The organism is Bradyrhizobium sp. SZCCT0231, assembly GCF_018130245.1.
Lineage (GTDB): Bacteria > Pseudomonadota > Alphaproteobacteria > Rhizobiales > Xanthobacteraceae > Bradyrhizobium > Bradyrhizobium japonicum_F.
In genome coordinates this window covers 710447-734182 of the sequence record NZ_JAFCKP010000001.1, presented here as the reverse complement: position 1 = coordinate 734182, position 23736 = coordinate 710447, and the positions used below count along the sequence as shown (strand labels likewise).

The 23736-nt window shown below is 64.7% G+C and carries 23 protein-coding genes; 8 read left to right on the top strand and 15 right to left on the bottom strand.

The window, feature by feature from the left end; translation table 11 throughout:
- Positions 1-2: 2 nt before the first annotated feature.
- The 11 genes from JQ566_RS03280 to JQ566_RS03230 form a co-directional block, all read right to left on the bottom strand.
- On the bottom strand, positions 3-929 hold the full coding sequence (locus JQ566_RS03280) for a Gfo/Idh/MocA family protein (RefSeq protein ID WP_212369911.1): 927 nt from the start codon (positions 927-929) through the stop codon (positions 3-5).
- Complete coding sequence (locus JQ566_RS03275) at positions 926-1702, bottom strand: FadR/GntR family transcriptional regulator (protein WP_212369908.1); 777 nt, start codon at positions 1700-1702, stop codon at positions 926-928. Before JQ566_RS03275 ends, JQ566_RS03280 begins: the two co-directional genes overlap by 4 nt.
- Positions 1699-2679, bottom strand: coding sequence for a galactofuranose ABC transporter, permease protein YjfF (yjfF, locus tag JQ566_RS03270; protein ID WP_212369905.1), 981 nt, complete (start codon positions 2677-2679; stop codon positions 1699-1701). Before yjfF ends, JQ566_RS03275 begins: the two co-directional genes overlap by 4 nt.
- Entirely contained in the window at positions 2676-3668 is a 993-nt protein-coding gene (locus JQ566_RS03265) for an ABC transporter permease (protein ID WP_212369903.1), read from the bottom strand. The genes yjfF and JQ566_RS03265 overlap by 4 nt, the downstream gene beginning before the upstream one ends.
- The gene (locus JQ566_RS03260; protein ID WP_212369900.1) at positions 3665-5209 is read right to left on the bottom strand and encodes a sugar ABC transporter ATP-binding protein; all 1545 of its coding nucleotides are present in this window, start codon (positions 5207-5209) and stop codon (positions 3665-3667) included. The genes JQ566_RS03265 and JQ566_RS03260 overlap by 4 nt, the downstream gene beginning before the upstream one ends.
- Before the next feature lie 114 nt (positions 5210-5323).
- The gene (gene ytfQ / locus JQ566_RS03255; RefSeq protein ID WP_212369897.1) at positions 5324-6289 is read right to left on the bottom strand and encodes a galactofuranose ABC transporter, galactofuranose-binding protein YtfQ; all 966 of its coding nucleotides are present in this window, start codon (positions 6287-6289) and stop codon (positions 5324-5326) included.
- A 555-nt stretch (positions 6290-6844) separates the two neighbouring features.
- Positions 6845-8017, bottom strand: coding sequence for a fumarylacetoacetate hydrolase family protein (locus JQ566_RS03250; RefSeq protein WP_212369894.1), 1173 nt, complete (start codon positions 8015-8017; stop codon positions 6845-6847).
- A gap of 114 nt (positions 8018-8131) precedes the next feature.
- Entirely contained in the window at positions 8132-9109 is a 978-nt protein-coding gene (locus JQ566_RS03245) for a HEAT repeat domain-containing protein (protein ID WP_212369891.1), read from the bottom strand.
- Positions 9110-9111: 2 nt separating this feature from the next.
- Positions 9112-9345, bottom strand: a complete 234-nt coding sequence (locus JQ566_RS03240) for a 4Fe-4S dicluster domain-containing protein (RefSeq protein ID WP_007593252.1) — start codon at positions 9343-9345, stop codon at positions 9112-9114.
- A gap of 31 nt (positions 9346-9376) precedes the next feature.
- Positions 9377-11119, bottom strand: a complete 1743-nt coding sequence (locus JQ566_RS03235) for a fumarate reductase/succinate dehydrogenase flavoprotein subunit (protein ID WP_212369888.1) — start codon at positions 11117-11119, stop codon at positions 9377-9379.
- A gap of 101 nt (positions 11120-11220) precedes the next feature.
- Positions 11221-11994 carry a ferredoxin--NADP reductase gene (locus JQ566_RS03230; protein WP_212369873.1) on the bottom strand — a complete coding sequence of 258 codons (774 nt, stop codon included), beginning with the start codon at positions 11992-11994 and terminating at the stop codon, positions 11221-11223.
- Between the two features lie 205 nt (positions 11995-12199).
- On the opposite strand from JQ566_RS03230, the gene JQ566_RS03225 reads away from it, so the two are divergent.
- The 5 genes from JQ566_RS03225 to JQ566_RS03205 all read left to right on the top strand — a co-directional run bounded on the left by JQ566_RS03225 (position 12200) and on the right by JQ566_RS03205 (position 16894).
- Positions 12200-12496, top strand: a complete 297-nt coding sequence (locus tag JQ566_RS03225; protein ID WP_212371465.1) for a gamma-butyrobetaine hydroxylase-like domain-containing protein — start codon at positions 12200-12202, stop codon at positions 12494-12496.
- 248 nt (positions 12497-12744) lie between these two features.
- Positions 12745-13518 carry a Crp/Fnr family transcriptional regulator gene (locus JQ566_RS03220; RefSeq protein ID WP_212369870.1) on the top strand — a complete coding sequence of 258 codons (774 nt, stop codon included), beginning with the start codon at positions 12745-12747 and terminating at the stop codon, positions 13516-13518.
- 180 nt (positions 13519-13698) lie between these two features.
- A complete protein-coding gene (locus JQ566_RS03215; protein ID WP_212369868.1) occupies positions 13699-15120 on the top strand; it encodes an ABC transporter substrate-binding protein in 1422 nt (473 codons plus the stop codon).
- On the top strand, positions 15117-16025 hold the full coding sequence (locus JQ566_RS03210; RefSeq protein ID WP_212369865.1) for an ABC transporter permease: 909 nt from the start codon (positions 15117-15119) through the stop codon (positions 16023-16025). Before JQ566_RS03215 ends, JQ566_RS03210 begins: the two co-directional genes overlap by 4 nt.
- Positions 16022-16894 (top strand): ABC transporter ATP-binding protein, encoded by an 873-nt coding sequence (locus tag JQ566_RS03205; RefSeq protein WP_212369862.1) that lies wholly within the window; start codon positions 16022-16024, stop codon positions 16892-16894. Before JQ566_RS03210 ends, JQ566_RS03205 begins: the two co-directional genes overlap by 4 nt.
- 140 nt (positions 16895-17034) lie before the next feature.
- Here JQ566_RS03205 and JQ566_RS03200 read toward each other — a convergent pair whose 3' ends face one another.
- The 3 genes from JQ566_RS03200 to ald form a co-directional block, all read right to left on the bottom strand.
- Complete coding sequence (locus JQ566_RS03200) at positions 17035-18093, bottom strand: YeiH family protein (RefSeq protein WP_212369859.1); 1059 nt, start codon at positions 18091-18093, stop codon at positions 17035-17037.
- 130 nt (positions 18094-18223) lie between these two features.
- Positions 18224-18442 (bottom strand): hypothetical protein, encoded by a 219-nt coding sequence (locus tag JQ566_RS03195; RefSeq protein WP_212369844.1) that lies wholly within the window; start codon positions 18440-18442, stop codon positions 18224-18226.
- A 265-nt stretch (positions 18443-18707) separates the two neighbouring features.
- A complete protein-coding gene (gene ald / locus JQ566_RS03190; RefSeq protein WP_212369841.1) occupies positions 18708-19823 on the bottom strand; it encodes an alanine dehydrogenase in 1116 nt (371 codons plus the stop codon).
- Between the two features lie 143 nt (positions 19824-19966).
- Here ald and JQ566_RS03185 point away from each other — a divergent pair, with 143 nt between their 5' ends.
- The 3 genes from JQ566_RS03185 (at position 19967) to JQ566_RS03175 (ending at position 23491) form a co-directional block, all read left to right on the top strand.
- Complete coding sequence (locus tag JQ566_RS03185) at positions 19967-20446, top strand: Lrp/AsnC family transcriptional regulator (RefSeq protein ID WP_212369838.1); 480 nt, start codon at positions 19967-19969, stop codon at positions 20444-20446.
- Positions 20447-20551: 105 nt separating this feature from the next.
- Positions 20552-22909, top strand: coding sequence for an Orn/Lys/Arg family decarboxylase (locus JQ566_RS03180; protein ID WP_212369835.1), 2358 nt, complete (start codon positions 20552-20554; stop codon positions 22907-22909).
- Between the two features lie 6 nt (positions 22910-22915).
- On the top strand, positions 22916-23491 hold the full coding sequence (locus tag JQ566_RS03175) for a GNAT family N-acetyltransferase (RefSeq protein WP_212369832.1): 576 nt from the start codon (positions 22916-22918) through the stop codon (positions 23489-23491).
- 3 nt (positions 23492-23494) lie between these two features.
- On the opposite strand, the gene JQ566_RS03170 is transcribed toward JQ566_RS03175, so the two are convergent.
- Positions 23495-23707 carry a hypothetical protein gene (locus JQ566_RS03170; protein ID WP_212369829.1) on the bottom strand — a complete coding sequence of 71 codons (213 nt, stop codon included), beginning with the start codon at positions 23705-23707 and terminating at the stop codon, positions 23495-23497.
- Between the last annotated feature and the right edge of the window lie 29 nt (positions 23708-23736).

The following is a 23736-nucleotide window of genomic DNA, read 5'->3' as shown; positions in this document are numbered from 1 at the left end:
GCTCAATCCACGAACGGTTCGACGATCGTGCGCTTGCCCAGCAGGAAGGCGTCGGCGACGAGGCGAAGCGGCGTCAGGTCGACGTCACTTGCGCCGGTCGCCGCGAGCTCGACGAAGCGCCGGTAGAGTCCGCGATATTCCTGATCCGGCGCCTCGGCAAGCACCTTGCCGTCGACGGCCATGCGCGCGCCACCGCTGGACAGAGTGAGCCGGCCCTGATCGGTTTCGACAAGGATATCCCAGCTCTGCGGCCCGGTCTGGCGGAAATCGAACTCGGCGGTGACAGGCAGACCGCTGATATCCGTCAGTGTCAGGTTCGCCGCGATCGGCGCCTGGCGGTTGGCTGGAAAGGCCAGCTCGGCCGCGGTGACGAACACTGGCTTCGGCAGAATCCTGGTCAGGATCGACAGCGCATTGATGCCGGGATCGAACACGCCGAGCCCCCCCGGCTCCCAAATCCAGCCCTGCCCGGGATGCCAGACACGGACGTCTTCCTTCCAGCTGATGTGCACGGAAGCAATGCGGCGCGCGGCCAGCCATTGCCGCGCCGGTTCGACCGCCGGCGCATGGCGCGAATGCCAGGTCGCAAACAATGTCCGCTTCGCACCCGACGCCATCGCGATCAGCGGATCAAGCTCGGCAACGCCGGCGCCGGGTGGCTTCTCCAGCATGACATGCTTGCCGGCGGCGAGCGCGGCTGCGGCCTGGGCCCGGCGCACCTGCGGCGGCGTGCAGAGCGACACCGCGTCGATCGGCGGCCCCTCCTCCAGCAATTCCTCGATTGTGGCGAAATGCGGCAATTCCGGCAGCGAGGCGTTGCGGCTCGCCACCGCAGCCAACCTCGCCCCCGGCACCGCGGCGATCGCGCCGACATGCTGGTCGCGCGCGATCTTGCCGAACCCGACGATGGCGATGCGAAGCTCGGTCACGATCTTTCTCCAGATTTCGCGGATGGCAGCACCTCGCCCGGCGCAGTCTCGATCGCGGCGTCCTCATGGCGATGCATACCGTTGTGAATGACGAAGATCATCGCTTCGGAGGCGGCGTCGGCGTCGCCGCCGGCAATGGCATCGACGATCTTCTGATGCCAGAGCAGCACGGTGTCGCGGTCCTCCGGCTCGACCGGGGCGCTGAGCAGGAACGAGGCGCGCAGCGCGGCCTCGATGACATGCCCGATCGAACGCATGAACAGATTGCCGGAGGCACGCGCCACGGCCACATGAAGCGCGAGATCGGCGTCGGCAAAGCCCACCGAGTCGGAGGCCTCATGCCGCATGCGCTCCATGCTGCGGCGGAGCTCGGCCAGGTCCTCCTCGGACCGCTGCACTGCGGCGAGCATCGCCGCACGCGGCTCGACCGCGAGACGGATCTCGGCAAGGTCGTTGAGGAAGCGCTTGTCGATGCCGGCGTCCAGGTGCCAGGCCAGCACGTCGGCATCGAACATGTTCCAGGCGCCGCGCTCGCGCACGACGGTGCCGACCCGCGCCTTGGTGGTGAGCAGCCCCTTGGCGACCAGCGTCTTCACGCTCTCCCGCAGCACCGGCCGCGACACCCCGAACATCGCGATCATCTCGGCATCACCTGGCAGCCGCGTCCCCTCCGCATAGCGGCCGGCGATGATGTCGACGCCGATCGAGCGGGCCACCTCTGCATGGTTGGAGTGGGCCCGCCGCGTCGGGATGACGACGATGCGCGAGGTCATGTGGTTGCTCCTGCACTCTTCCTCACCGGCCGGCGTGCAAGCGCAACCAGCCCCTGCTGCAAGGCGATGAAAGCGAACAGCAGCACGCCGGTCGCAATCTTGGTCCACCAGCTCGACAGCGTGCCGTCGAAATTGATGTAGGTCTGGATCATGCCCTGGATCAGCACGCCGAGGAAGGTGCCGATCACCGATCCCTGCCCGCCCGTGAGCAGCGTGCCGCCGATCACGACGGCGGCGATGCTGTCGAGCTCGACGCCGACGGCGGAGAGCGAATAGCCGGCGCTGGTGTAGAAGGAGAAGACGATGCCGGCGATTCCAGCCAGCAGGCTCGACAGCATGTAGATCTTGATCGTCATCTTGCCGACGGCAACGCCCATCAGGCTCGCGGTGGTCCGGCTGCCCCCGAGCGCATAGACGTTGGCGCCGAACCGGGTGAGATGCAGCAGCAGTGCGCCGCCGATCACGATCGCGAGCATGATGATTGCAATCGACGTCAATCGTCCGCCGCCGGGCATCCGCAGCGCAAAATCCGATACCGTCGAATAGACCGGCGCGGTGATCGGCACCGATTCCGTCGACAGCAGGAAGCTTGCACCGCGGGCGAGGAACATGCCGGCGAGCGTGACGATAAAGGGGGGCAGGTCGAATACGTGGATGACCGCGCCCATCGCCGCGCCAAAGGCCGCCGACAGCGCGAGGATCGCAACGAAGGCGACCAGCGGCGGAACGCCCCAGCGCTCGATCGCCAGCGCGACGAACACGGTGGTGAAGCCGATCACCGAGCCGACCGAGAGATCGATGCCGCCGGAGATGATCACAAATGTCATGCCGGCCGCAACGATACCGAGAAAGGCATTGTCGGTGAGGAGGTTGCCGACCACGCGGGTGGAGGCGATGTTGGGGAATTGCACGGCGCAGAGTGCGAAGCCCGCAACGAGCACGATGGCGGTGATGAGGACGGGCGGCAGGCCTTTCATGCCTTGGTCCTCCGCAGCCGCGCGGCGATGCCGGCAAGACCAGAGAATTTCGGCGATTGCAGCAGCAGAACTGCGAGCACCACCACCGCCTTGACCAGCAGGTTGAACTCCGGCGGATAGCCCGACAGCAGGATGCCGGTGTTCATGGTCTGGATGATCAGCGCACCCAGCACCGCGAGCACAAGGCTGAAGCGGCCGCCGAACAGCGAGGTGCCGCCGATCACCACGGCGAGGATGGCATCGAGCTCGAGCCAGAGGCCGGCATTGTTGGCATCAGCTCCCATGATATCGGCCGCTGCGATCACGCCGGCGAGCGCGGCGCAGACGCCGCACCAGACATAAACAGCCAGGATCATGGCGCGGGTGCCGACGCCGGCCAGCTCGCTTGCCCGCGCATTGCCGCCGGTCGCCTCGATCAGCAGCCCGAGCGCGGAGCCGCGCACGACTGCGCCGGTGAGGATCAGCATGCCCAAGGCAATCACGACCGGCACCGGCAGGCCGAGCACCGAGCCATTGCCGAGCCAGACCAGATCCGGTGAGGAGAACGTCACGATCCGCCCCTCGGTGATAAGCTGGGCGATGCCGCGCCCCGCGACCATCAGGATCAGCGTCGCCACGATCGGCTGCATGCCGAGCACGGCGACGAGAAAGCCGTTCCAGAGACCGCAGACGAGGCCGGCCCCAAGCGCGGCTGCCAGCACCACCGGCAGGCCATGACTGTCGGCAAGGCTCGCCGCGATCGCGCCGCAGATCGCCATGACCGCGCCGACGGAGAGATCGATTCCGCGGGTCGCGATCACCAGCACCATGCCGAGCGAGAGCAGCGCCACCGGCGTGCCGCGGTTGAGCACGTCGATCAGGCTGCCGAACAGCCGGCCGTCCTGAAGGCGCAGGTCGAAGAATTGCGGCGAGACCACGCGGTCGACCGCGAGGATGACGATCAACGCCAGGATCTGGGCGAGGCCGCGGCGCGGCAGCAGCGCTATCATGCCCGGCCCTCATGCGCAGTCGCGGCACCATCGGCTGCGATCGCCGCGAGAATGTTGCCGACGTCGATCGCCCCTCCGGCAAGCTCTTCGACATGGGCGCGGTCGCGCAGCACCACCACGCGGTCGGAATAGGTCACGATCTCGTCCAGCTCGGAGGAGATCACGAGCAGCGAAAGCCCATCGTCGCAGAGCTCGCGGATCAGGCGGATGATTTCGGCATGCGCGCCGACGTCGATGCCGCGGGTCGGCTCGTCGAGCACCAGGAGGCGCGGCGAGGTCGCGAGCCAGCGGGCCAGCAAGACCTTTTGCTGGTTGCCGCCGGAGAGCAGGCCGACGGGGCGCTCCGGATCGGGCGGGCGGATGTCGAGCATCTTGACATAACGGCGCGCGATCTCGTCCTGCTCGCGGCGCGACAGCGGGCGATGCAGGCCGCGCTTGGCCTGGAGCGCGAGCACGATGTTCTCGCGCACGCTGAGCTCGGCAACGATGCCGTCGGTCTTGCGCTCCTCCGGACAATAGCCGAAGCCGTGGCGCACGCCGTCGCGCGGCGTCTGCAACCGCACCGGGGCGCCCCCTACCTTGGCCTGGCCGCGATCGGCGCGCTCGGCACCGAACACCAGCCGCGCCGTCTCGGTCCGGCCCGAGCCGAGCAGGCCTGCAAGGCCAACGACCTCGCCGTGGCGCAGCTCGAGATTGAATGGGGCAACGTAACCGGCCTTGCCGTACCCCTCGAAGCTCGCGCAGATCTCGCGCGCCTCGTGCTCGGTGGCAGAAGCCCGTGCGCTGGTGGTCTCGGCCAGCTCGCGGCCGAGCATCATGCGGATCAATTCCAGGCGCGGCAGCGAGGCGGTCTCGCGCTCGCCGACGAGGCGGCCGTTGCGCAGCACCGTGATGCGGTCCGATATCTCGTAGACCTGGTCGAGGAAGTGACTGACGAAAACAATACCGATGCCTCGCCCGGCGAGCTTGCGCATGATGCCGAAGAGAATCTCGACCTCGTGGCGGTCGAGGCTGGCGGTCGGCTCGTCCAGGATCAGCACCCGCGCGGAAAGGTCCATCGCGCGGGCAATCGCGGTGACGTGCTGGATGGCCACCGAATAATTGCCGAGCGGCGCGGCGACGTCGATATCGAGGCCGAAATCCGCAAGCAAAGCCTTGGCGCGGCGGCGCATCTCGCCTTCTCGCACGATGCCGAAGCGCATCGGCTGGCGGTCGAGAAACAGGTTCTGCGCCACCGAAAGATTCGGCAGCAGATTGACCTCCTGATAGACCGTGGCGATGCCGGCCCCAAGCGCCGCCTTGGCCGAACGCGGCGCGACCTCTTCACCGCTGATCCTGACAATGCCGGCATCGCGGGCGAACACGCCGGTGACGACTTTGATCAGCGTGGACTTGCCGGCGCCGTTCTCGCCGAGCAACGCATGGATCTCACCGGCACGCAGCGTGAAGTCGACCTCCTGCAACGCGCGCACCGCGCCGAAGCTCTTGCTGATCCCGCGCACCTCGAGCAGCGGCGAAGCAGGATCGGAACTGATTTCCATCGCGACGTCACTCCCACCGGCGTCCGCGGATGATGCGGACGCCCAGCCTATTCGTTCGCGCAGCGGTTTCGAAGGGGGCCGGACCGCTGGAAGCAGTCCGGCGTATTGCCCGCCTCAGTAACCGAGGCCCTTCTTGCTATCGTAGATCTTCTGCGGATCGTCGGCGGCGGTATAGAGCTTGGACTCGGTCTGGATCCATTTCGGCGGTACCGTACCCTTGTCCTTGAACGCCGCGATGGCATCGAGCGCGGGGCCGGCCATGTTCGGCGTCAGTTCGACGGTGGCGTTGGCTTCGCCGGCAGCCATCGCCTTGAAGATGTCGGGCACCGCGTCGATCGAGACGGTGAGGATCTCCTTGCCGGGCTTGAGGCCGGCTTCCTTCATCGCCTGGATCGCGCCGACCATCATGTCGTCGTTGTGGGCATAGACCGCGCAGATCGACTTGCCGCCGCCTTCGGCCTTGATGAAGCTCTCCATCACCTCCTTGCCCTTGGCGCGGGTGAAGTCGCCGGTCTGGCTGCGCACCACCTTCAGATTTGCGTGCTTGGCAATCGCAGTGTCAAAGCCCTTCTTGCGGTTGGCGGCGACGCTGGCGCCGACCGTGCCCTGCAATTCGACGATGTTGCAGGCCTTGTTGCCGACCGTCTTCGCCAGCCAGTCGCCGGCGACGGCGCCTTCGTGCACGCTGTCGGAGGTGACGGCGGTGAGATAGAGCTCCTTGCCGGAAGGATCGATGTCGCGGTCGAGCAGCACGACCGGAATCTTGGCCTCCTTGGCTTCCTTCAGCACCGAATCCCAGCCGGTCGAGACGACAGGCGCAAGGAAGATCGCATCGACGTTCTGCGCGATGAAGGAGCGGATCGCCTTGATCTGGTTCTCCTGCTTCTGCTGGGCGTCGGCGATCTTGAGATTGACCTGGCGCTTGGCGGCTTCCTGCTTGGAGACCGAAGTCTCAGCCGCCCGCCAGCCGGATTCCGATCCGATCTGCGAGAAGCCGATGGTGAGCTGGCCGGCACTGGCCGGCAGCGCGAGCAGCAAGGCGGCCATGGCGCTGGCCGCAAAGAGGGCTTTAGGGGTCATCAGGCGCGTCTCCCAAGATGTTATCCGGGGCGCCGATTGGTAGCATGGCACCCGCAGGCCGGCCATTTGGGCGGCGGAAGGCACTATTTCACGGAAGACGGGTTCCGACTAGTCATATTATTTTACTATTTGGAGGAAAACGCGCACGAGCGGCGGCACGCGGTTTTAAGACACGCTCAGCGCGATTTTGTTCCGCGGATGCAACGCGCAGATGAAGGAAATTGTGCGAGCTGATGGAGCTTCACGTGGTCATCGCAGTGAAGGTGCGCCCCCTCGCCCCGCTTGCGGGGAGAGGGTTGGGGTGAGGGGGAGTCTCCGCAGGGACGGTAACCGATGGAGTCGCAACCTCTCCTCCCGTCATTGCGAGCGCAGCGAAGCAATCCAGAATCCCTCCGCGGAAAGACTCTGGATTGCTTCGCTGCGCTCGCAATGACGACGTGAATGGAGCTCCTGGTCCATCGAACAGATCGAATCGCGGAGACTCCCCCTCACCCGGAATTTGCTTTCGCAAATTCCGGCCTCTCCCCGCAAGCGGGGATAGGCGAAGGCGACGCACTAGATCAGCTTCCGCTGCGCCAAATTCTTCATCAGCGCGCCGATGCCGAAGGTCCAGGGCTCGCACTCGTCGCTGGTGCGCATGCGGTTCACGAGCTTGCCGAGCTGGGGCGCCGAGATCGTGACGATGTCGTCGCGCTTGTGGGTGAACCCCTGCCCCGGCGCATCGCGATCCTTCACGGGAGCGAACATGGTGCCGAGGAACAGCACGAAGCCGTCGGGATATTGATGCACCTTGCCGATGGTCTGCGCGACGAGATCGATCGGATCGCGGCTGATCTTGCTGATCGAGGAATGGCCGTCGAGAACGAAACCGTCCGTGCCCGTCACGTTCAGGCTGACGTCGAGCTTGCGCGCATCGTCGAGCGTGAAGGTGTCGTCGAACAGACGCAGCAGCGGACCAATCGAGCACGAGGCGTTGTTGTCCTTGGCCTTCGACAGCAGCAGCGCCGAACGCCCTTCGAAGTCGCGCAGGTTGACGTCGTTGCCGAGCGCACCGCCGACGATCTTGCCGCGGCTCGACACGAAGAGCACGAGCTCGGGCTCAGGATTGTTCCAGGTCGACTTCGGATGCAGCCCGGCATCCATGCCGGTGCCGACCGAGGACAGGGTCGGCGCCTTGGTGAAGACCTCGGCATCCGGGCCGATGCCGACTTCGAGATATTGGCTCCAGGCGTTCTGGTCGATCAGCACCTGCTTCAAATGCATCGCCTGGTCCGAGCCCGGCTTGAGCTTCGACAGATCGTCGCCGATCAGCCGCGTCACCTCCTTGCGAATGGCCTCGGCCGAGGCCGGATTGCCCTTCGCCCGTTCCTCGATCACGCGTTCCAGCATCGAGATGGCAAAGGTGACGCCGGCAGCCTTCAGCGTCTGGAGGTCGACGGGCGCGAGCAGCCAGGGCTTGTTGGGGTCGCGACCATCGGGCGCGGTGTTGGCAACGATGGCTTCGAGATCGCCGATGCGCTCACCCTTGACCACAGCAAGTGCCTTGGCCGGATTGTCTTCTTCGCACAGCGCGCTGATGGTCGGAAACTCGGCAGTGACGTCGAAGACGCCATCGCCGCGCACGGCAACGACGGCCGGACCGTTCGCCTGCGGCAGCCAGACGCGACCGGCCAGCGTTCCCCGTGTTCCGTCCTCGGGGAGAAGGTCTTTTACAGTCAAATTCGTCATGGCCGCGTCCTCGCTGTTTCTGAGGATCGGCCGCGTTCAAACCGCAGCCGATCCCGTTGGCGAAGACAAATAAACGTCTGGCAGGGGAAGTCCAGAGCGGCAGCAGCCCCTCTGTTATGCCCCTGCCCGCGCCTTGCGGGCCGCAATCTGCTGGAGCGCCCAGCGCGCGTTCTTGCGGACGTCGGGATCGGCATCATCGGCGATGACGGCCAGGAACGCCTCGCCATCGGGATGGGCGATCTCGCCGAGCGCGGCGGCGGCTTCTTTCCGCAAATTGGCCTGGTCGTGGTTGATGCAATTGCCGATCGGCCGCACCGCGCGCTCGATCTTCATCTTGCCGAGGCTGCGGATCGCCCTCAGCCGCACCTGCCAGAACTCGTCGGCGAGCGAGGCCACGAGCTGATCGGCCGCGGTCGCACCGTTGACGTTGAGACCCAGCGTTTCCGCGGCCATCTCGCGCACCATCCAGTCCGAATCCTTCAGCGCGCGCGTGATCGTCTCGGCCGCAGGCTTCATCTGGGAAAAGGCCAGCGCACTCACCGCGGCGCGGCGCACATGGGCGTCGGGATCATTGATCAGCGCCGTCAACGCCGGGATGGACTCTTCCAGCTTGAGGAAGCCGATCACCCCAATCGCCTGCACGCGCACGGCGGCGTCAGTGTCCTGGAGCGCTTCCAGCGCTGGCTTCAGCGTGTCCTTGCAGCGTAATTCCTTGAGCGCGCGCAGCGCGCCCATGCGGACGAAGGCGTGAGCGTGCTTGACCAACGGCAGGATGATCTCGGCACAGGCGGGATCCTTGAACTCGGCCATGCTGTCGGCCGCGGCTGCAGCGACGATTCTCTCAGGATCGACCAGCAGCTTGACCAGCGCGCTCGCCGCCTCCGGCCCGTCGAACTCGCCGAGCGCCATCGCGACCTGCTGGCGCACGCCGGTATCGGGATCGGCGACCATGTTGGCGAGATGCACGACCGCGGCGGGATCGCCGGAATGGCCGAGCGCGATGATGGCGACGCGGCGCTCGGCGGGATCGGCGGCCTGAAGCCGCTCGTCGGCGTCTTCGAGGTCGTCATAGGACTCGAACGGGCTCGACATGATCACCTCAACAGATAGGGAATGTTGACGGTGACCGCGCCGGTCGGGCAATCGGCCTCGCAGGGCATGCAGTACCAGCACTCGTCATAGGCCATGTAAGCCTTGTTCGTCATGTCGCTGATGCGCAGCACGTCGAGCGGGCAGACATCGACGCACACCGTGCAGCCCTTGTCCGCGATGCATTTGGCGTCGTCGACGACCACCGGAACCGATGTCTGATAGGAGGCGAGAGGCATTTGATGTCTCCTGTTGCTGTGTTCTGGTGGATCAGGCCGAGGCGCGGATGCGCTGCTTGTCGTAAAGATCCTTCTCGTCGTCGGCGATCGGCACGACGTAGGGCTCGACGGCGCGCTTCTCGCTGGTCATCTTGCCGTCGCGCTTGCTCAGCAGCGTGTGGCAGAACCAGTTCTCGTTGTCCTTGTCCGGGAAATCCGTGCGCCAGTGATAGAGGCCCCAGCGGCTCTCCTCGCGGTAGAGCGAGGCGTGCGCGGCCATGTCGGCGCAGTCCATGATCGACTGCACTTCGAGGGCGCGGAGCAGCTCGTGCGCGTTGCGCGCGATCATGCGCTCCTGCATGTCCTCCCGCGCCTCGGCGAGGCGCCGTATGCCGAGCTCGTATTTGCGCGTGACCTTCGGCGGCTGGAGATAATCGTTGACGAGGCGGCGCGTCTTGTACTCGATCTGGTTCGGCGGAATGCCGTCCTCGCGCTTCGTCGGCGCCATCACGCGGTCGCGCTCCAGCGCGACCTCGGCGGCGTCGAACTCCGCAAAATCGTGGCTGTCGGCGAATTCCATCGCGTCGATGCCGGCGACCGAGCCGTTGGTGAAGGCACCCAGCATGTAATTGTGCGGCACGCTCGCCATGTCGCCGGCGGCGTAGAGGCCGGGCACGGTGGTGCGGGCGTTGTCGTCGACGAACACGCCGGAGGCGCTGTGGCCGGAGCAGAAACCGATCTCGGAGATGTGCATCTCGATCGACTCGCTGCGGTAGTCGACGCCCCGCCCCTGCTGGAACAGGCCGCGCGTCGGACGCTCGACCTTGTGCAGCGTCGATTCGATCTCGGAGATGGTGTCGGGATGCAGATGCTTGAGCTGGAGGAACACCGGCCCCTTGCCGGACAAGAGCTCGTTGTAGAACTCCAGCATCATCTGGCCGGACCAGTAGTCGCATTCGATGAAGCGCGAGCCTTCGTTGTTCGCCGTATATGCGCCGAAGGGACCTGCGACATAGGCGCAGGCCGGGCCGTTATAGTCCTTGATCAGCGGGTTGATCTGGAAGCATTCGAGGTTCGCGAGCGCTGCGCCGGCGTGATAGGCCATGGCATAGCCGTCGCCGGAATTGGCGGCGTTCTCATAGGTGCCGAACATGTAGCCGGAGGTAGGCAATCCCAGGCGGCCGGCGGCGCCCATGCAGAGGATCACGGCCTTGGCCTTGATCACCAGCATCTCGGCCGTGCGGGTGTTGACGGAGATCGCACCGGCGACGCGGCCGTCGGTCGACTTGAGCAGCCGCGTCGCCATGTAGCGGTTGGAGATCAGGATGCGGGCACGGCGGAGCTGGCGGTAGAGCGCCTTCTTCACCGTTTCGCCGTTCGGCATCGGCAGCACATAGGTGCCGATGTGATGCACCTTCTTGACGGCGTAGTCGCCGTTCTCGTTCTTCAGGAAGCGGATGCCGAAGCTGTCGAGCTCCTCGATGATGCCAAAGCAGTTCTGCGCGTATTTATAGACCGCCTTCTGGTCGACGATGCCGTCATTGGCGATGGTGATTTCCTTGGTGTACTGCTCGGGCGTCGCGTAGCCGGGAATGACGGCATTGTTCAGCCCGTCCATGCCCATCGAGATCGCGCCGGAACGCTTGACGTTGGCCTTTTCGAGCAGGACGACATTGGCCTTCGGGTTCTTCAGTTTCGCCTTCAGCGCCGCCATCGGGCCGGCCGTGCCGCCGCCGATCACCAGCACATCGCAGGAAACCTCCGAAAGTCCGTCGACGATCTGATCTAGTGCCATCACTTGCTCCTGGTTCGCCGATCCCGGCGCCTCTGCATCAGATTTGTTCAGCCGGCGTCCCGGCGATAGCAATTAGTTGTCGCTGGGACGCGATTTGTGCCTCAGCGCTCGACGAAGGCTTTTTCGATGACGAAATGGCCGGGCTGGCTATGGTTGCCCTCGACAAAGCCGCGCGCCGAGAACATCGCATGCAGCTCTTCGAGCATCGCCGGGCTGCCGCACAGCATGATGCGGTCCGTCTCGATGTCGAGGCCGGGCTGGCCGATATCCTCGAAGAGCTGGTTGGAGACGATCAGGTCGGTGATGCGGCCGCGATTCCGGAACGGCTCGCGGGTGACGGTCGGGTAGTAGACGAGCTTGTCGCGGATCAAGGGGCCGAAGAATGCGTGATTGCGCAGGCCCTCGACGAGGTGCTCGCCATAGGCGAGTTCCGAGACCTGGCGGCAGCCATGGGCGAGCACGATGGTCTCGTAATTCTCATAGACGTCGGGGTCCTTGATCAGGCTGGCGAAGGGCGCCAAGCCCGTTCCGGTCGAGAGCAGCAGCAGGCGCTTGCCGGGAATGAGGTTGCCGGTAATCAGCGTGCCCGTCGCCTTGCGGCCGACCAGGATGATGTCGCCTTCCCTGATCTTCTGAAGGCGCGAGGTCAGCGGGCCGTCCTGCACCTTGATCGAGAAGAACTCGAGCGCCTCCTCGTGATTGGCACTCGCCATGCTGTAGGCCCGCATCAACGGCTTGCCCTCGACCTCCAGACCAATCATTGCGAACTGGCCGTTCTGGAAGCGGAAGCCGGGATCGCGCGTCGCGGTGAAGCTGAACAGGGAATCGGTCCAGTGCCTGACCGACAGAACCGTCTCCTTCTGAAATGCACTCATCGTCTCTCCCTCGCCATCGATGACGCACAAGGTTTCGGAGAGAGGAGAGCCCGGCAATTCGGAAGTGAAATTCCCGGTCGATTAGTTTCACATTTCGCGTGCGTTGATTGAAGAGAGAGCACGCGATCACGCCCGCGCCGGCAATTAGTTGCTATTCGTGCGCTCCCGCGTCGACGTAGAATGAAGTCAGAGGTTCGTCATGACCATGACATTGGTGGCACCGACCGTGGCCGGCTATGAAGCCAGCGCCGATCTCGCTTCGCTCCTCGTCCGCACCGCGCAGGACGACGCGCTCAGCGTTTCTGCCGAGACACTCCGCCGCTCCTGCAAATGCGCCCACTGCACCCGCGCCCGCTTCGACGGTCGCTTCCCGGACGCATTTCCGGGGATTGCGATCACCGAGATTGGCGATCTCGGCTATGGGCTGAACATCTCGTTCTCGGATGGTCATAACCGGGGAATTTACCCGAAGCCGTATCTGCTGAGCCTGGCGGGACAGTAGGCCTCGATCTCCCTATACTCACCGCTGTCATTCCCCGCGCAGGCGGGGAATCCAGTACGCCGCGGCCTCTCCGTATCCATCAACGTCTCTGGAATACTGGATCGCCCGCCCCAGTGCGCAAACGCGCACAAGGCGGGCGATGACAGCGGAATCAGTGGCAACACCCTGCCACAGGCGCGCTCCCGGGCCCCATCTGGCACGGACATTGCTCCTCTTTAGAACGATTTGAACGTTCCGGAGGCAGACGAATGTTGCAGGCGGCGAATGCGGTTCGCGGGGCTGTCCCCGCAGCGATGCGGCCTGCTGGCGGTTCCTCGCTGCTGCTCACCGAGAACCAGCAATGGATCGGCGGTCCACCACCGTTGATGGACAAGCTCTCACCGCGCGAGCGGGAGCTGGTGCTGAAGCAGGGCCGCCGCAAGGTGCTCAACCGCGGCCAGACACTGTTCAGCCAGGGCGGCAAGCATGACGGCATCTGGCTGATCGAGAGCGGCCGCATCCGCGTGTTCTACACCTCGCCGCTCGGGCGCGAGATCACGCTGGCCTATTGGCATGTCGGCAATTTCGTCGGCGGTCCCGAAGTGTTCGAGGGCACCGTGCATCAATGGTCCGGCGTTGCCTCCAGCAATTGCAGCGTCGTGCACCTGCCTGGAAAGGAACTGCGATCCCTTGCCGCAGAGATCCCGAACCTCGCCATCGGCCTGATCGAAGGCCTCACGTTCAAGGGCAAATGCTATTCGGCGCTGGCTCAGATGCTGGGAACGCGCTCGATCACGCAGCGTCTTGCGCATCTCTTGCTGCATCTCGTCGAGCTCTACGGCGTCGAGGATGCCGACGGCACCGTGATCGCCGCAGCCTTCACCCATGCCGACATCGCCCACATGGTCGGCGCCACCAGGCAATGGGTCACGATCAGCCTGAAGCGGATGCAGGAGAAGGGAATCGTCCTGACCAAGCGGTCGCAGATCGTGGTGTGCCGGGCCGACGTGCTGGAGGAGATGCGCGGTCAGGCGTCGGATTGAAGGGGCTGCGACCAAGGCTGGTGCACAGGCAAGCGGCTTTATAGTGCAGGACTGCCCAAGGAGTATGCAATCAGCTTTTCCCGGCAACTAATCGACTGCGGCGGCCACTCCGGATTTGCCCTGCCTGCGCCCTCACCCAATCATGGCAACCACAGCACATCCAACCGAATGAGGATGAGAATGGTCCGCCATCTTCCCACGCTCTCGATCGCGACGTCGGTGACGTCGCTGGCGCTACTCGTCACGCAGCCGGCTTCGGCGGAAACCGTCACGCTCGGCATCGGAACGCAGGACACCACGACCAACACGGTGACCGCAGGCGTCGTCATCCGCCAGTTGCATCTGCTCGAGAAATATCTGCCGAAAGACGGCAAGTATGCCAACGTCAAGTTCGAGCTGGAGTGGCAGAACTTCACCTCCGGCCCGCCCGTCACCAATGCGATGATGGCGAACAAGCTGCAGATCGGCATGATGGGCGACTATCCGCTGATCGTGAACGGCTTCACCTTCGAGAGCAACCCCGAGAGCAAGAGCCGGCTGATGGGGGTCGCCGCCTACAGCCTGTCCGGCTCCGGCAATGGCATGGTCGTTCACAAGGATTCGCCCTACTACGACCTCGCCGATCTCAAGGGCAAGCTGGTCAGCGTGCCCTTCGGCTCTGCCGCGCACGGCATGGTGCTGAAGGCGATGCAGGACCGCGGCTATGCATCCGACTTCTTCCAGCTCGTCAGCCAGAGCCCCGAGGTCGGCTCAACCAATCTCCAGGAAAAGAAGATCGACGCCCACGCCGACTTCGTCCCCTTCGCCGAGCTGCTGCCGTTCCGCGGCTTCGCGCGAAAGATCTTCGACGGCGTCGAGACGAACTTGCCGACCTTCCACGGCATTGTCGTCCGCACCGATTTCGCCGAAAAATATCCCGAAGTCGTCGTCGCCTACTTCAAGGCGGTGATCGCCGCCAATCAGTGGCTGCGCGACGATCCCAAGCTCGCGGCCGAAAAGATCCAGGAATGGACCGGCATCAGCAAGGAGGTCGTCTACATCTTTCTCGGCCCCAGCGGCAACATGACCACCGATCCCACGATCAAGCCGGCGCTGATCGATGCCGCCACAGCCGACGTGAAGGTGCTGCAAAACCTCGGCCGCATGAAGGAGTTCGATCCGAAGAAGTGGGTCGACGACAGCTACATCCGCAAGGCCTATGCCGAGATGAAGCTCGACTACGACGCGCAGCTTGCAAGCACGAAGAATTATGAAATCTCCGGCGAAGATGCCTTCTGCAAGAAGCCGATCGCCGATCCGCGCAAGGCCGGCGAGGTGTGGGTGGATGATGCCGGCATTCTGCCCTTCTCGTCGGCCAGCTGCACTCTCGGTGCCTACGCCGACTTCAAGTCCAAGGGCAAGAAGATTAACGTCGCCTATGTCTTCGACACCACGCGCGGCATCAAGCTGTTCGCCGACCAGGCCTTCTTCGCGGTTGGCAATGGCGATGTCGCACCGTTCCTGCTGAAGAAGGACGCCGAAGCCTATGCGGCCAAGATCGGCGGCAAGGTGCTCGGCTTCGAGGACGCGGTGAAAGCGGCGGTTGGCGGAGGCAAGACGTGAGCAGTCCCGCCCTGGTCAGACATCCCGAGGACAGCATGCCAGCAACAGCCATTGCAACGGCGGGCCCCGCGCCCGTCGTTACGCCGCCCGCGCCACCCGCCTCCTTCGGTACGCTCGCGCTGCGCTGGTATCGGCTCAATCGGGCGGGTCTACGCGCCACCGCGATCGGCATCATTTCGCTGCTCGCGTTCCTCCTGGTCTGGCATCTGCTCACGACCTATCGCGTCGTGTTCTTTGTGCGCTTCACCAACGTGCCCTCGCCGCTCGCGGTCTATGCCAGCTTCACCAAGGCGATGCACGATCCAAAATTCCTGATGCACATCCTGCTCAGCTGCCGGCGCATCTTCATCGGCTTCTCGCTGGCGGCGATCATCGGCGTGCCGCTCGGCTTGATCATGGGCCGCTTCAAGCTGGTGCACGAGATCATCTTCCCGGTCGCGGAGGTGCTGCGGCCGATCCCGGCGATCGCCTGGGTGCCGATGGCGATCATGCTATGGCCGACCAACGAGCAGAGCATCGTCTTCATCACCTTTCTCGGCTCGTTCTTCCCGATCCTGGTCAACACGCTGCACGGCATGTCGCTGGTCGATCCGGTGCTGGTGCGCGCGGCGCAATGTCTCGGCGCACGCGAGCGCTCGATCTTCCGCGAAGTGTATTTCCCGGCCTCCCTGCCGCACATCTTCACCGGCCTCACCGTCGGCATGGGCGTGGCATGGGTGTCGCTGATCGCCGCCGAGATGATCTCAGGCCAGTACGGTATCGGCTATTTCACCTGGGAAGCCTATTCGCTGGTCCAATATGCCGATATCGCGCTCGGCATGATCGCGATCGGCGTGCTCGGCCTCGGATCGAGCCTGTTGATCCGCGGCGCCGGGCAATTGGTGATGCCGTGGAGGTCGACATGAGCGAGATGCCTGCGAACGCGTCGAAGGGCCACATCGAGGTCAGGAGCTTCTCCCTCGCCTACGAGACCATCGAGGGACCGGTTCAGGCCGTCGCCGACACGCAGATCCATGTGAAACCCGGCGAGTTCGTCTCGATCGTCGGCCCTTCCGGCTGCGGGAAGTCGACGCTGCTCAATGCGGTCGCCGGCTTCCTCAAGCCGACGACGGGCATGGTCACCGTCGACGGCGAGCGCGTGAGCGGCCCCAGCGCCGAGCGCGGCATGGTGTTCCAGCAATATTCGCTGTTTCCCTGGAAGACGGTACGCGAGAATGTCGAGTTCGGCCTGAAGATGCGCGGCATGCCTCGCTCGCAGCGCGAGCGTGCCGCGCGCACCCTGCTCGGGCTTGCCGGGCTGGAGGCGTTCGAGAAGCACTATCCGGAAAAGCTCTCCGGCGGCATGAAGCAGCGCGTCGGCATCGTCCGAGCGCTCGCGACGGGACCGAAGGTGCTGCTGCTGGACGAGCCGTTCGGCGCGCTCGACGCGCAGACGCGCGTCATCATGCAGCAGATCCTCACCAACATGTGGCAGCGGCTGAAGATCTCGGTGCTGTTCGTCACCCACGACATCGACGAGGCGATCTTCCTGTCGGACCGCGTCTACTGCATGACCGCGCGTCCCGGCTCGATCAAGGCGGAGATCCCGATCCCGCTGGAGCGGCCGCGGCAGCAATCCATGATGATGTCGTCGGAATTCCTGGCGCTGCGCCGCGGGCTGATGTCGCTGATCCGCGAGGAAAGCCTGAAAGCGATGGGCGGCGAGATCAACGACATGGGCATGCAGGGGCTGAACATCGAGCTGCACGGGCATTCGCTGGCGGACGTGATTTGATTTGCCCGACCCACGTCGTGGATGACGTCTCGTAGGGTGGGCAAAGCGAAAGCGTGCCCACCATCCTCACCTCGAATGCGGATCCATGGTGGGCACGGCGCTTTCGCGCCTTTGCCCACCCTACAGCAGTGTCGCTTTAATCACTTGAACCAATGCACCAATGCGATGCTGATCCCCAGCAGCAGCATCAGCGACAGCGTCACGGCGGCTGTCACCCGGCCGCCGACATTCGCCAGCACCCGCACGTCGACACCGAGGCCGAGCGCGGCCATCGACACCACGGTGAGAAAGCTCGTGATCTTCGTCACCGGGCCGACCACCGTGGCCGGCACGATCTCGAGCGAACGCAGGGTCGCCAGCGCGAGGAAGCCGAGGATGAACCACGGCACTAAGCGGAAGAATCCGACATTGGTCTTCTTGGCATCGCTGTGCCAGCGCGAGGCGATCAGCGACAGGCCGACGACGACGGGCCCCAGCATCAAGACGCGCATCAGCTTGACCAGCGTGCCGATCTGCGTCGAGACGAGGCCGGCCGGCACCGTCGCCGCCAGCACCTGCGGCACCGCGTAGACGGTGAGACCGGCGAGGATGCCGTATTGCGTGGCGGACAGCTGCAGCAGCGGGATCAGCAGCGGCAGGCCCAGCACCATCATCACGCCGAGGATCGCCGTGAAGGAGATCGAGGACGCAATCTCGTCGTTGGTGGCGCCGATGATGGGCGCCACGGCGGCGATCGCTGAATTGCCGCAGATCGAGTTGCCGCAGGCGATCAGGATCGACAGCCGCGTCGACAGGCCGAGCAGCCGGCTGAGGCCGAAGGAGACGCAGAGCGCGACCACGACGACCGCGGCAATGGAGGCGAGCAGCGCAATGCCAGAAGCCGCTATCGCGGCGAAGCTGATGGAGGCCCCGAGCAACATCACTGCGACTTCGAGCAGCTGCTTGGCGCTGAAGGCGATCCCGGCCTGCCAGCGCGCGGCCGGCTTCCAGAAGCTGCGCAGCGCCATGCCGAGCAGGATCGCCATCACCAGCGCCTCGACATAGGGGTGCTCGAACACGCCCAGTTCCGCCCGCTCCAGCAGGGCCGAGACACCGGCAACGAGAATGCAGAGGAGAATGCCCGGAATCAGCGCCGCAATGCGGCTGATGGCGGTGGCCGGCTTGGAATCGGCTGGGCTGGATGCTTGATTCTGCGACACAAATTTCTCCCGGAGGAGAAGGATTTATACGCAGCGCAGCCCGATTGGGAAATATGTTTTCGACATATCAGGGCCGAGGGAAGTTCTGTGCTCGCCCTGGAATAATCAGGCTCGGAAGATCAGGCGGACCTTAGAAGATCAGGCTCTTGGCGAGCGAGGCGACGCGGCTGAAGCCGTCATAGATGCCCGGCTCGAAGAAGGTCGCACGCGCCAGCACGATGCCCGCGACCAGCGACCAGAACAGCGCGGTGCCGGCCCGCAGCAGGAGCTTTGAGGCACGCGATTTCGGCTGGGCGTCCGTTCCGGACACCAGCTGCTCGCCGAAGGGCTCAAATGCGGTGCGTTCCATAGCTGCCGATCCATCAATGTCTGGCAGAAATGTCGTCGTTTCGGCCCCAAACAGCAATGGAAGCGATTGGCGTTTTTGCCCTCGTAAGGGGAAACTCCTTCCCCCTGACAAAGCCGCGGCAACAGTTTTCTTCTTCCCGCCGATTTTGGACACCGCTGTGCCAGTCACAACGCCTTCACCGCGTCGGGATTCCCGGGCTCGGAGCACGGCGGCAGCGCCATCTTCCAGTCGGTTGATAGCGCCGCACCGACGATGGCCTATTTCGCTAAGCCGCCAGCCCGCTCCCCACCGGAGCAAACTCCAGCCCGAGACTCTCCGCCACCGCCTTGTTGGTAATCCGCCCGCGATGGACGTTCAGCCCGTTGCGCAAATGCGGGTTCTCCAGCACCGCGGCAAAGCCCTTGTTCGCGAGCATCAGGCCAAACGGCAGCGTCGCGTTGTTCAGGGCCTGGCTCGAGGTCACCGGCACCGCGCCCGGCATGTTGGCGACGCAATAATGCACGACGCCGTCGACCTCGTAGGTTGGCTCAGCGTGCGTGGTCGGATGAGAGGTCTCGAAGCAGCCGCCTTGGTCGATTGCAACATCCACCAGCACCGCGCCGGGCCGCATCGATTTGAGCATCGCACGGGTGACGAGTTTCGGCGCACTTGCGCCGGGCACCAGCACCGCGCCGATCACGACGTCAGCGGCGAACGCCTCCTCCTCGACCGACTCGATCGTCGAAAAGCGCGTCCGCACGCGCCCCATAAAGAGATCATCGAGCTGCCGAAGCCGGGGGAGCGAGCGGTCGATCACGGTGACTTCCGCGCCGAGCCCTGCGGCCATCCGCGCCGCCTGCGTTCCCACCACGCCGCCGCCGAGCACGACGACGCGCGCCGGCTGCACGCCGGGGACGCCGCCAAGCAACAGCCCGCGACCGCCGGCCGACCGCTTGAGCGCGGCGCCGGCAGCCTCGATGGCGAGGCGGCCGGCGACTTCGCTCATCGGCGCGAGCAGGGGGAGGTGGCCGGCCGCGTCGGTGACGGTTTCATAGGCGATCGCGGTGCAGCCGGAAGCAAGCAGGCCCTTGGCCTGTTCGGGATCCGGCGCAAGATGGAGGTAAGTAAACAGGATCTGGCTTTCGCGGAGCTGAGCCCATTCGCTTCGCTGCGGCTCCTTCACCTTCACGATCATGTCGGACTTGGCGAATATCTCGCGGGCGCTGTCGGCGATCGCAGCCCCTGCCCGCCGATAGACCTCGTCGGACGCGCCGATGCCGCTGCCGGCGCCGGTCTCGACCGTCACCTGATGCCCGACGGCGACATATTCACGGACCGCGCCCGGCGTGAGCCCGACGCGATATTCCTGCACCTTGATCTCCCTGGGAACACCGACGTGCATCTTCCGCTCCTTCGCCAACGAATTGATTCCGTTGTTGATCGTAGCGAGAGGACCGGTTTGGTTTCGTGCAAATATCCGCTAGTTTGGCTGCGCCCGCGCCGGTTTCCGGCGCGGAAACATCCTTTCACGCTGGAAACAAAACTTTGGCCCTGGACCGGAAAGACCTCGCCATTCTCGCGGAACTCACGACGAACGCGCGGGCCAGCCACACCGAGCTCGCCAACAAGGTCGGACTGTCGAGCACGGCGCTGGCGCGGCGGCAGAAGGCGCTGGAGGACGACGGCTACATCCAGGCCTACCGGGCCGCGCTCGACCTCGCCCAGTTCGGTCTCACCACCACAGTGCTGGTTCGCATCGCGCTGGAGAGCCAGAGCGACGAAGCACTGAAGGCGTTCGAGGCGGAGGTGGTGAAGTGCCCCTCGGTCGTGCGCTGCTTCCTGATGTCGGGGACCGACGACTACATCCTGATCGTGCTCGCCCGCGACATCCAGGATTTCGAGCGCATCCACCGTACCGAGTTGTCCCACTTGCCCCGCGTCGCGCGGGTCCAATCGAGCTTCGCGCTGCGCGAGATCGTCAACCGCGCCGTGCCGACCGTGGTGTTCGGCGAGGCGAAGCGGTAGTCGCCCTCTCCTTCCGCAAATGCGCGGAGGCGATCCGGCATTGCCGTCATCCAACTGTCATCGAATGTGCCGAGAGCTGTGCTTCTGGCACATTCGGGACGGACCATGGACTATTTCAAGCGCTTCAACTTCCTGTTCGCAGCACCAATGTTCGACGCCGACGACCTCGAGGGCGTCCGCTTCAACCAGATCATCGAGGAGATCCAGCGCTCCGGCTTCGAGGTGGTCCGGGCCCGCAAGCTGGAGGACGCCGAGATGGCGGTGCAGACCGATGCTGCGATCGGCTGCATGGTGGTGGACTGGGGCAAGAAGGGGCTGGAGGGCAAGACCTCGGCGCTGATCAACCTGATGCGGCGCCGCGGCCTCGACTTCCCGATCATCCTGCTGATCCGGCGCAAACGGTTCGAGGACCTGCCGGTCGAGGTGCTGGATTTCATCGACGGCTATGTCTTCCTGTCCGAGGAGACGCCGCCCTTCATCGCCAAGAACCTGATCAGCCGTCTCAAGCAATATGCCGAGACGCTGAAGACGCCGTTCTTCGGCGCGCTGGTCGACTATGCCGAGGAAGGCAACCAGCTCTGGACCTGTCCGGGCCACAATGGCGGCGTGTTCTACAACCGCAGCCCGATCGGGCGCGTGTTCGTCGAGCATCTCGGCGAATCCGTGTTCCGCGACGACCTCGACAATTCCGTGCTCGACCTCGGCGACCTCCTCACCCATGAGGGGCCGGCGCTGAAGGCGCAGAAGGAAGCGGCGGCGATCTTCGGCGCGGAAAAGACCTATTTCGTGCTCAACGGCACCTCGACCTCCAACAAGGTCGCGCTCGGCGCCCTCGTCACCGACGGCGATCTCGTGCTGTTCGATCGCAACAACCACAAGGCCGCCCATCACGGCGCGCTGATGATCAATGGCGGCATCCCGGTCTATGTGCCGACCGTCCGCAACGCCTGGGGCCTGATCGGCCCGATGCGTTGGGACATGCTCGACGAGAGGACCCTGCGCGAGGCGATCCGCAACCACCCGCTCGTGAAGGATCGCGACGCCTGGCGCAAGGAACGGCCGTTCCGCGTCGCCGTGGTCGAGCAGTGCACCTATGACGGCTCGATCCACAGCGCCGAGATGATCATCAAGCGCATCGGCCATCTCTGCGACTACATTCTGTTCGACGAGGCCTGGGCCGGCTTCATGAAGTTTCACCCGCTCTATGCCGGCCGCTTCGCCATGGGGTTGGCAAATCTTCCACCCGAAGCTCCCGGCATCATCGCGACGCAGTCGACCCACAAGCAGCTCGCAAGCTTCTCGCAGGCTTCGCAGATCCACATCAAGGACCGTCACATCCGCGGCCAGAAACGGCGCGTCGAGCACCGCCGCTTCAACGAGAGCTTCATGCAGCATGCCTCGACCTCACCCTTCTACCCGCTGTTCGCCTCGCTCGACGTCGGCGCGCAGATGATGAAGGGCCGTTCCGGCGAAGTGCTGTGGGACGACACGATCCGCCTCGGCATCGAACTGCGCAAGAAGGTCCGCGCAATGCGCCGAGAGTTCGAGGAAAAGGAGCAAAATCCGGATCGGCGCTGGTTCTTCGAGCCCTTCGTTCCCGATCGCGTCGCCATTCCCGATGTCAGCCGCCCCGGTGCCACGCATAACGTCGCCTGGGAGACCCTCTCTACCGACGAGCTCGCCACCAATCCCGCGCTGTGGCAGCTCTCTCCCGATACCAACTGGCACGGCTTTCCCGATCTCGCGGAAGGTTTTGCCATGACCGATCCGAACAAGCTGACCTTGCTCACCCCCGGATTCGACCGCGCCACCGGCGCCTATGCCGAGCACGGCATTCCCGCGCCGGTCGTCGCGCAATATTTGCGAGAGAACCGCATCGTCCCCGAGAAGAACGACCTCAACTCCCTGCTCTTCCTGCTCACCCCCGGCGTCGAGGCGAGCAAGGCCGGCACGCTGATCTCCGGCCTTGTCGCGTTCAAGAGGCTGCATGACGACAATGCGCTGCTGGCCGACGCGATCCCGGAATTCCATCAGCGGCGGCAGGCGCGCTACGCAGGCGTGCGCCTGCGCGATCTCTGCGGCGACATGCACCGATTCTTCCGCGCCGCCGATGTCAGCGCGCTGCAGGCGCGGCAGTTCATGCCCGAGCACATGCCCGAGATCGCGATGTCGCCCCGCGATGCCGCGCGCTATCTGTTCAAGAACGACGTCGACTACCTCCCGATCGAGGCGATCGCCGGCCGCATCGCCACCACGCCCTTCGTGGTCTATCCGCCCGGCATCGCCACCATCGTGCCCGGCGAGCGGCTGACGGAACGGGCGAAGCCCATGATCGATTATCTCAAGATGTTCGAGACCTGCTTCAACATATTCCCGGGCTTCGATGTCGAGATCCAGGGTGTCTACAAGGAGATCGATGCGAACGGGCGCATCGGGCTCTACACTTATGTCGTTGCCGAGTAGGTGCCGATGAACGAAACAGCAGCGCGCGCGAGTGACGAACCCGTCCTGGTCAGGCCGTCACGCGAGAGCGATGTCGAGGCGATGCTGGCGATCTACCGCCATCACGTCCGCAATGGCGTGCCGCGCGACGTCGAGGGAACCGGAGCGCCAGAGCCGGACGATCTGCGCGACCGTCGCAAGAACCTGAAGCAGACCCGCCTGCCGCATCTGGTCGCCACCTGGCGCGGCGAGGTCGTCGGCTATGCCTATGCCGTGCTGTTCCGCAAGCGCCCGGCCTATCGCTACACGGCCAAGCATTCGATCTACGTCCACCACGCCCATCTCGGCCGCGGAGTCGGACGGCTATTGCTCCAGGAATTGATCGACGCCTGCGCGGCGGCCGGCTTCCGCCAGTTGATCGGTTACATCGACGCCGACAACGCGCCCTCGCTGGCGCTGCACGAAAAATTCGGCTTCGCGCGCGCCGGCCTGCTCTGCGGCGTCGCCTATCGCCACGGCCGCTGGTCCGACACCGTCATGGTGCAGCGATCGCTCGGCGCAGGCACGACAGCACCTCCGCCCGTCACGACGCCGGGTCGGTAGCCATCAGGACGGAAAATCAGCCGGCTTGACCTGGATGCGGTCGGCATGCAGCGACCAGTGGCACAACGCCTGGTCCTTGCAGAATCTCGCTTTCGCCTGCTCCCTGGCCTCGTCCTCGTCGGCGGCGTCGATCTCGAGCGTACCCTGGCAGACCTCGATCTGCCGGCCGTATTCGCCGAGCACGTCCTTCATGAACTTGACGACATAGGTTGACATGGGACCTCCCAACTGCCCCGGCGGTACTC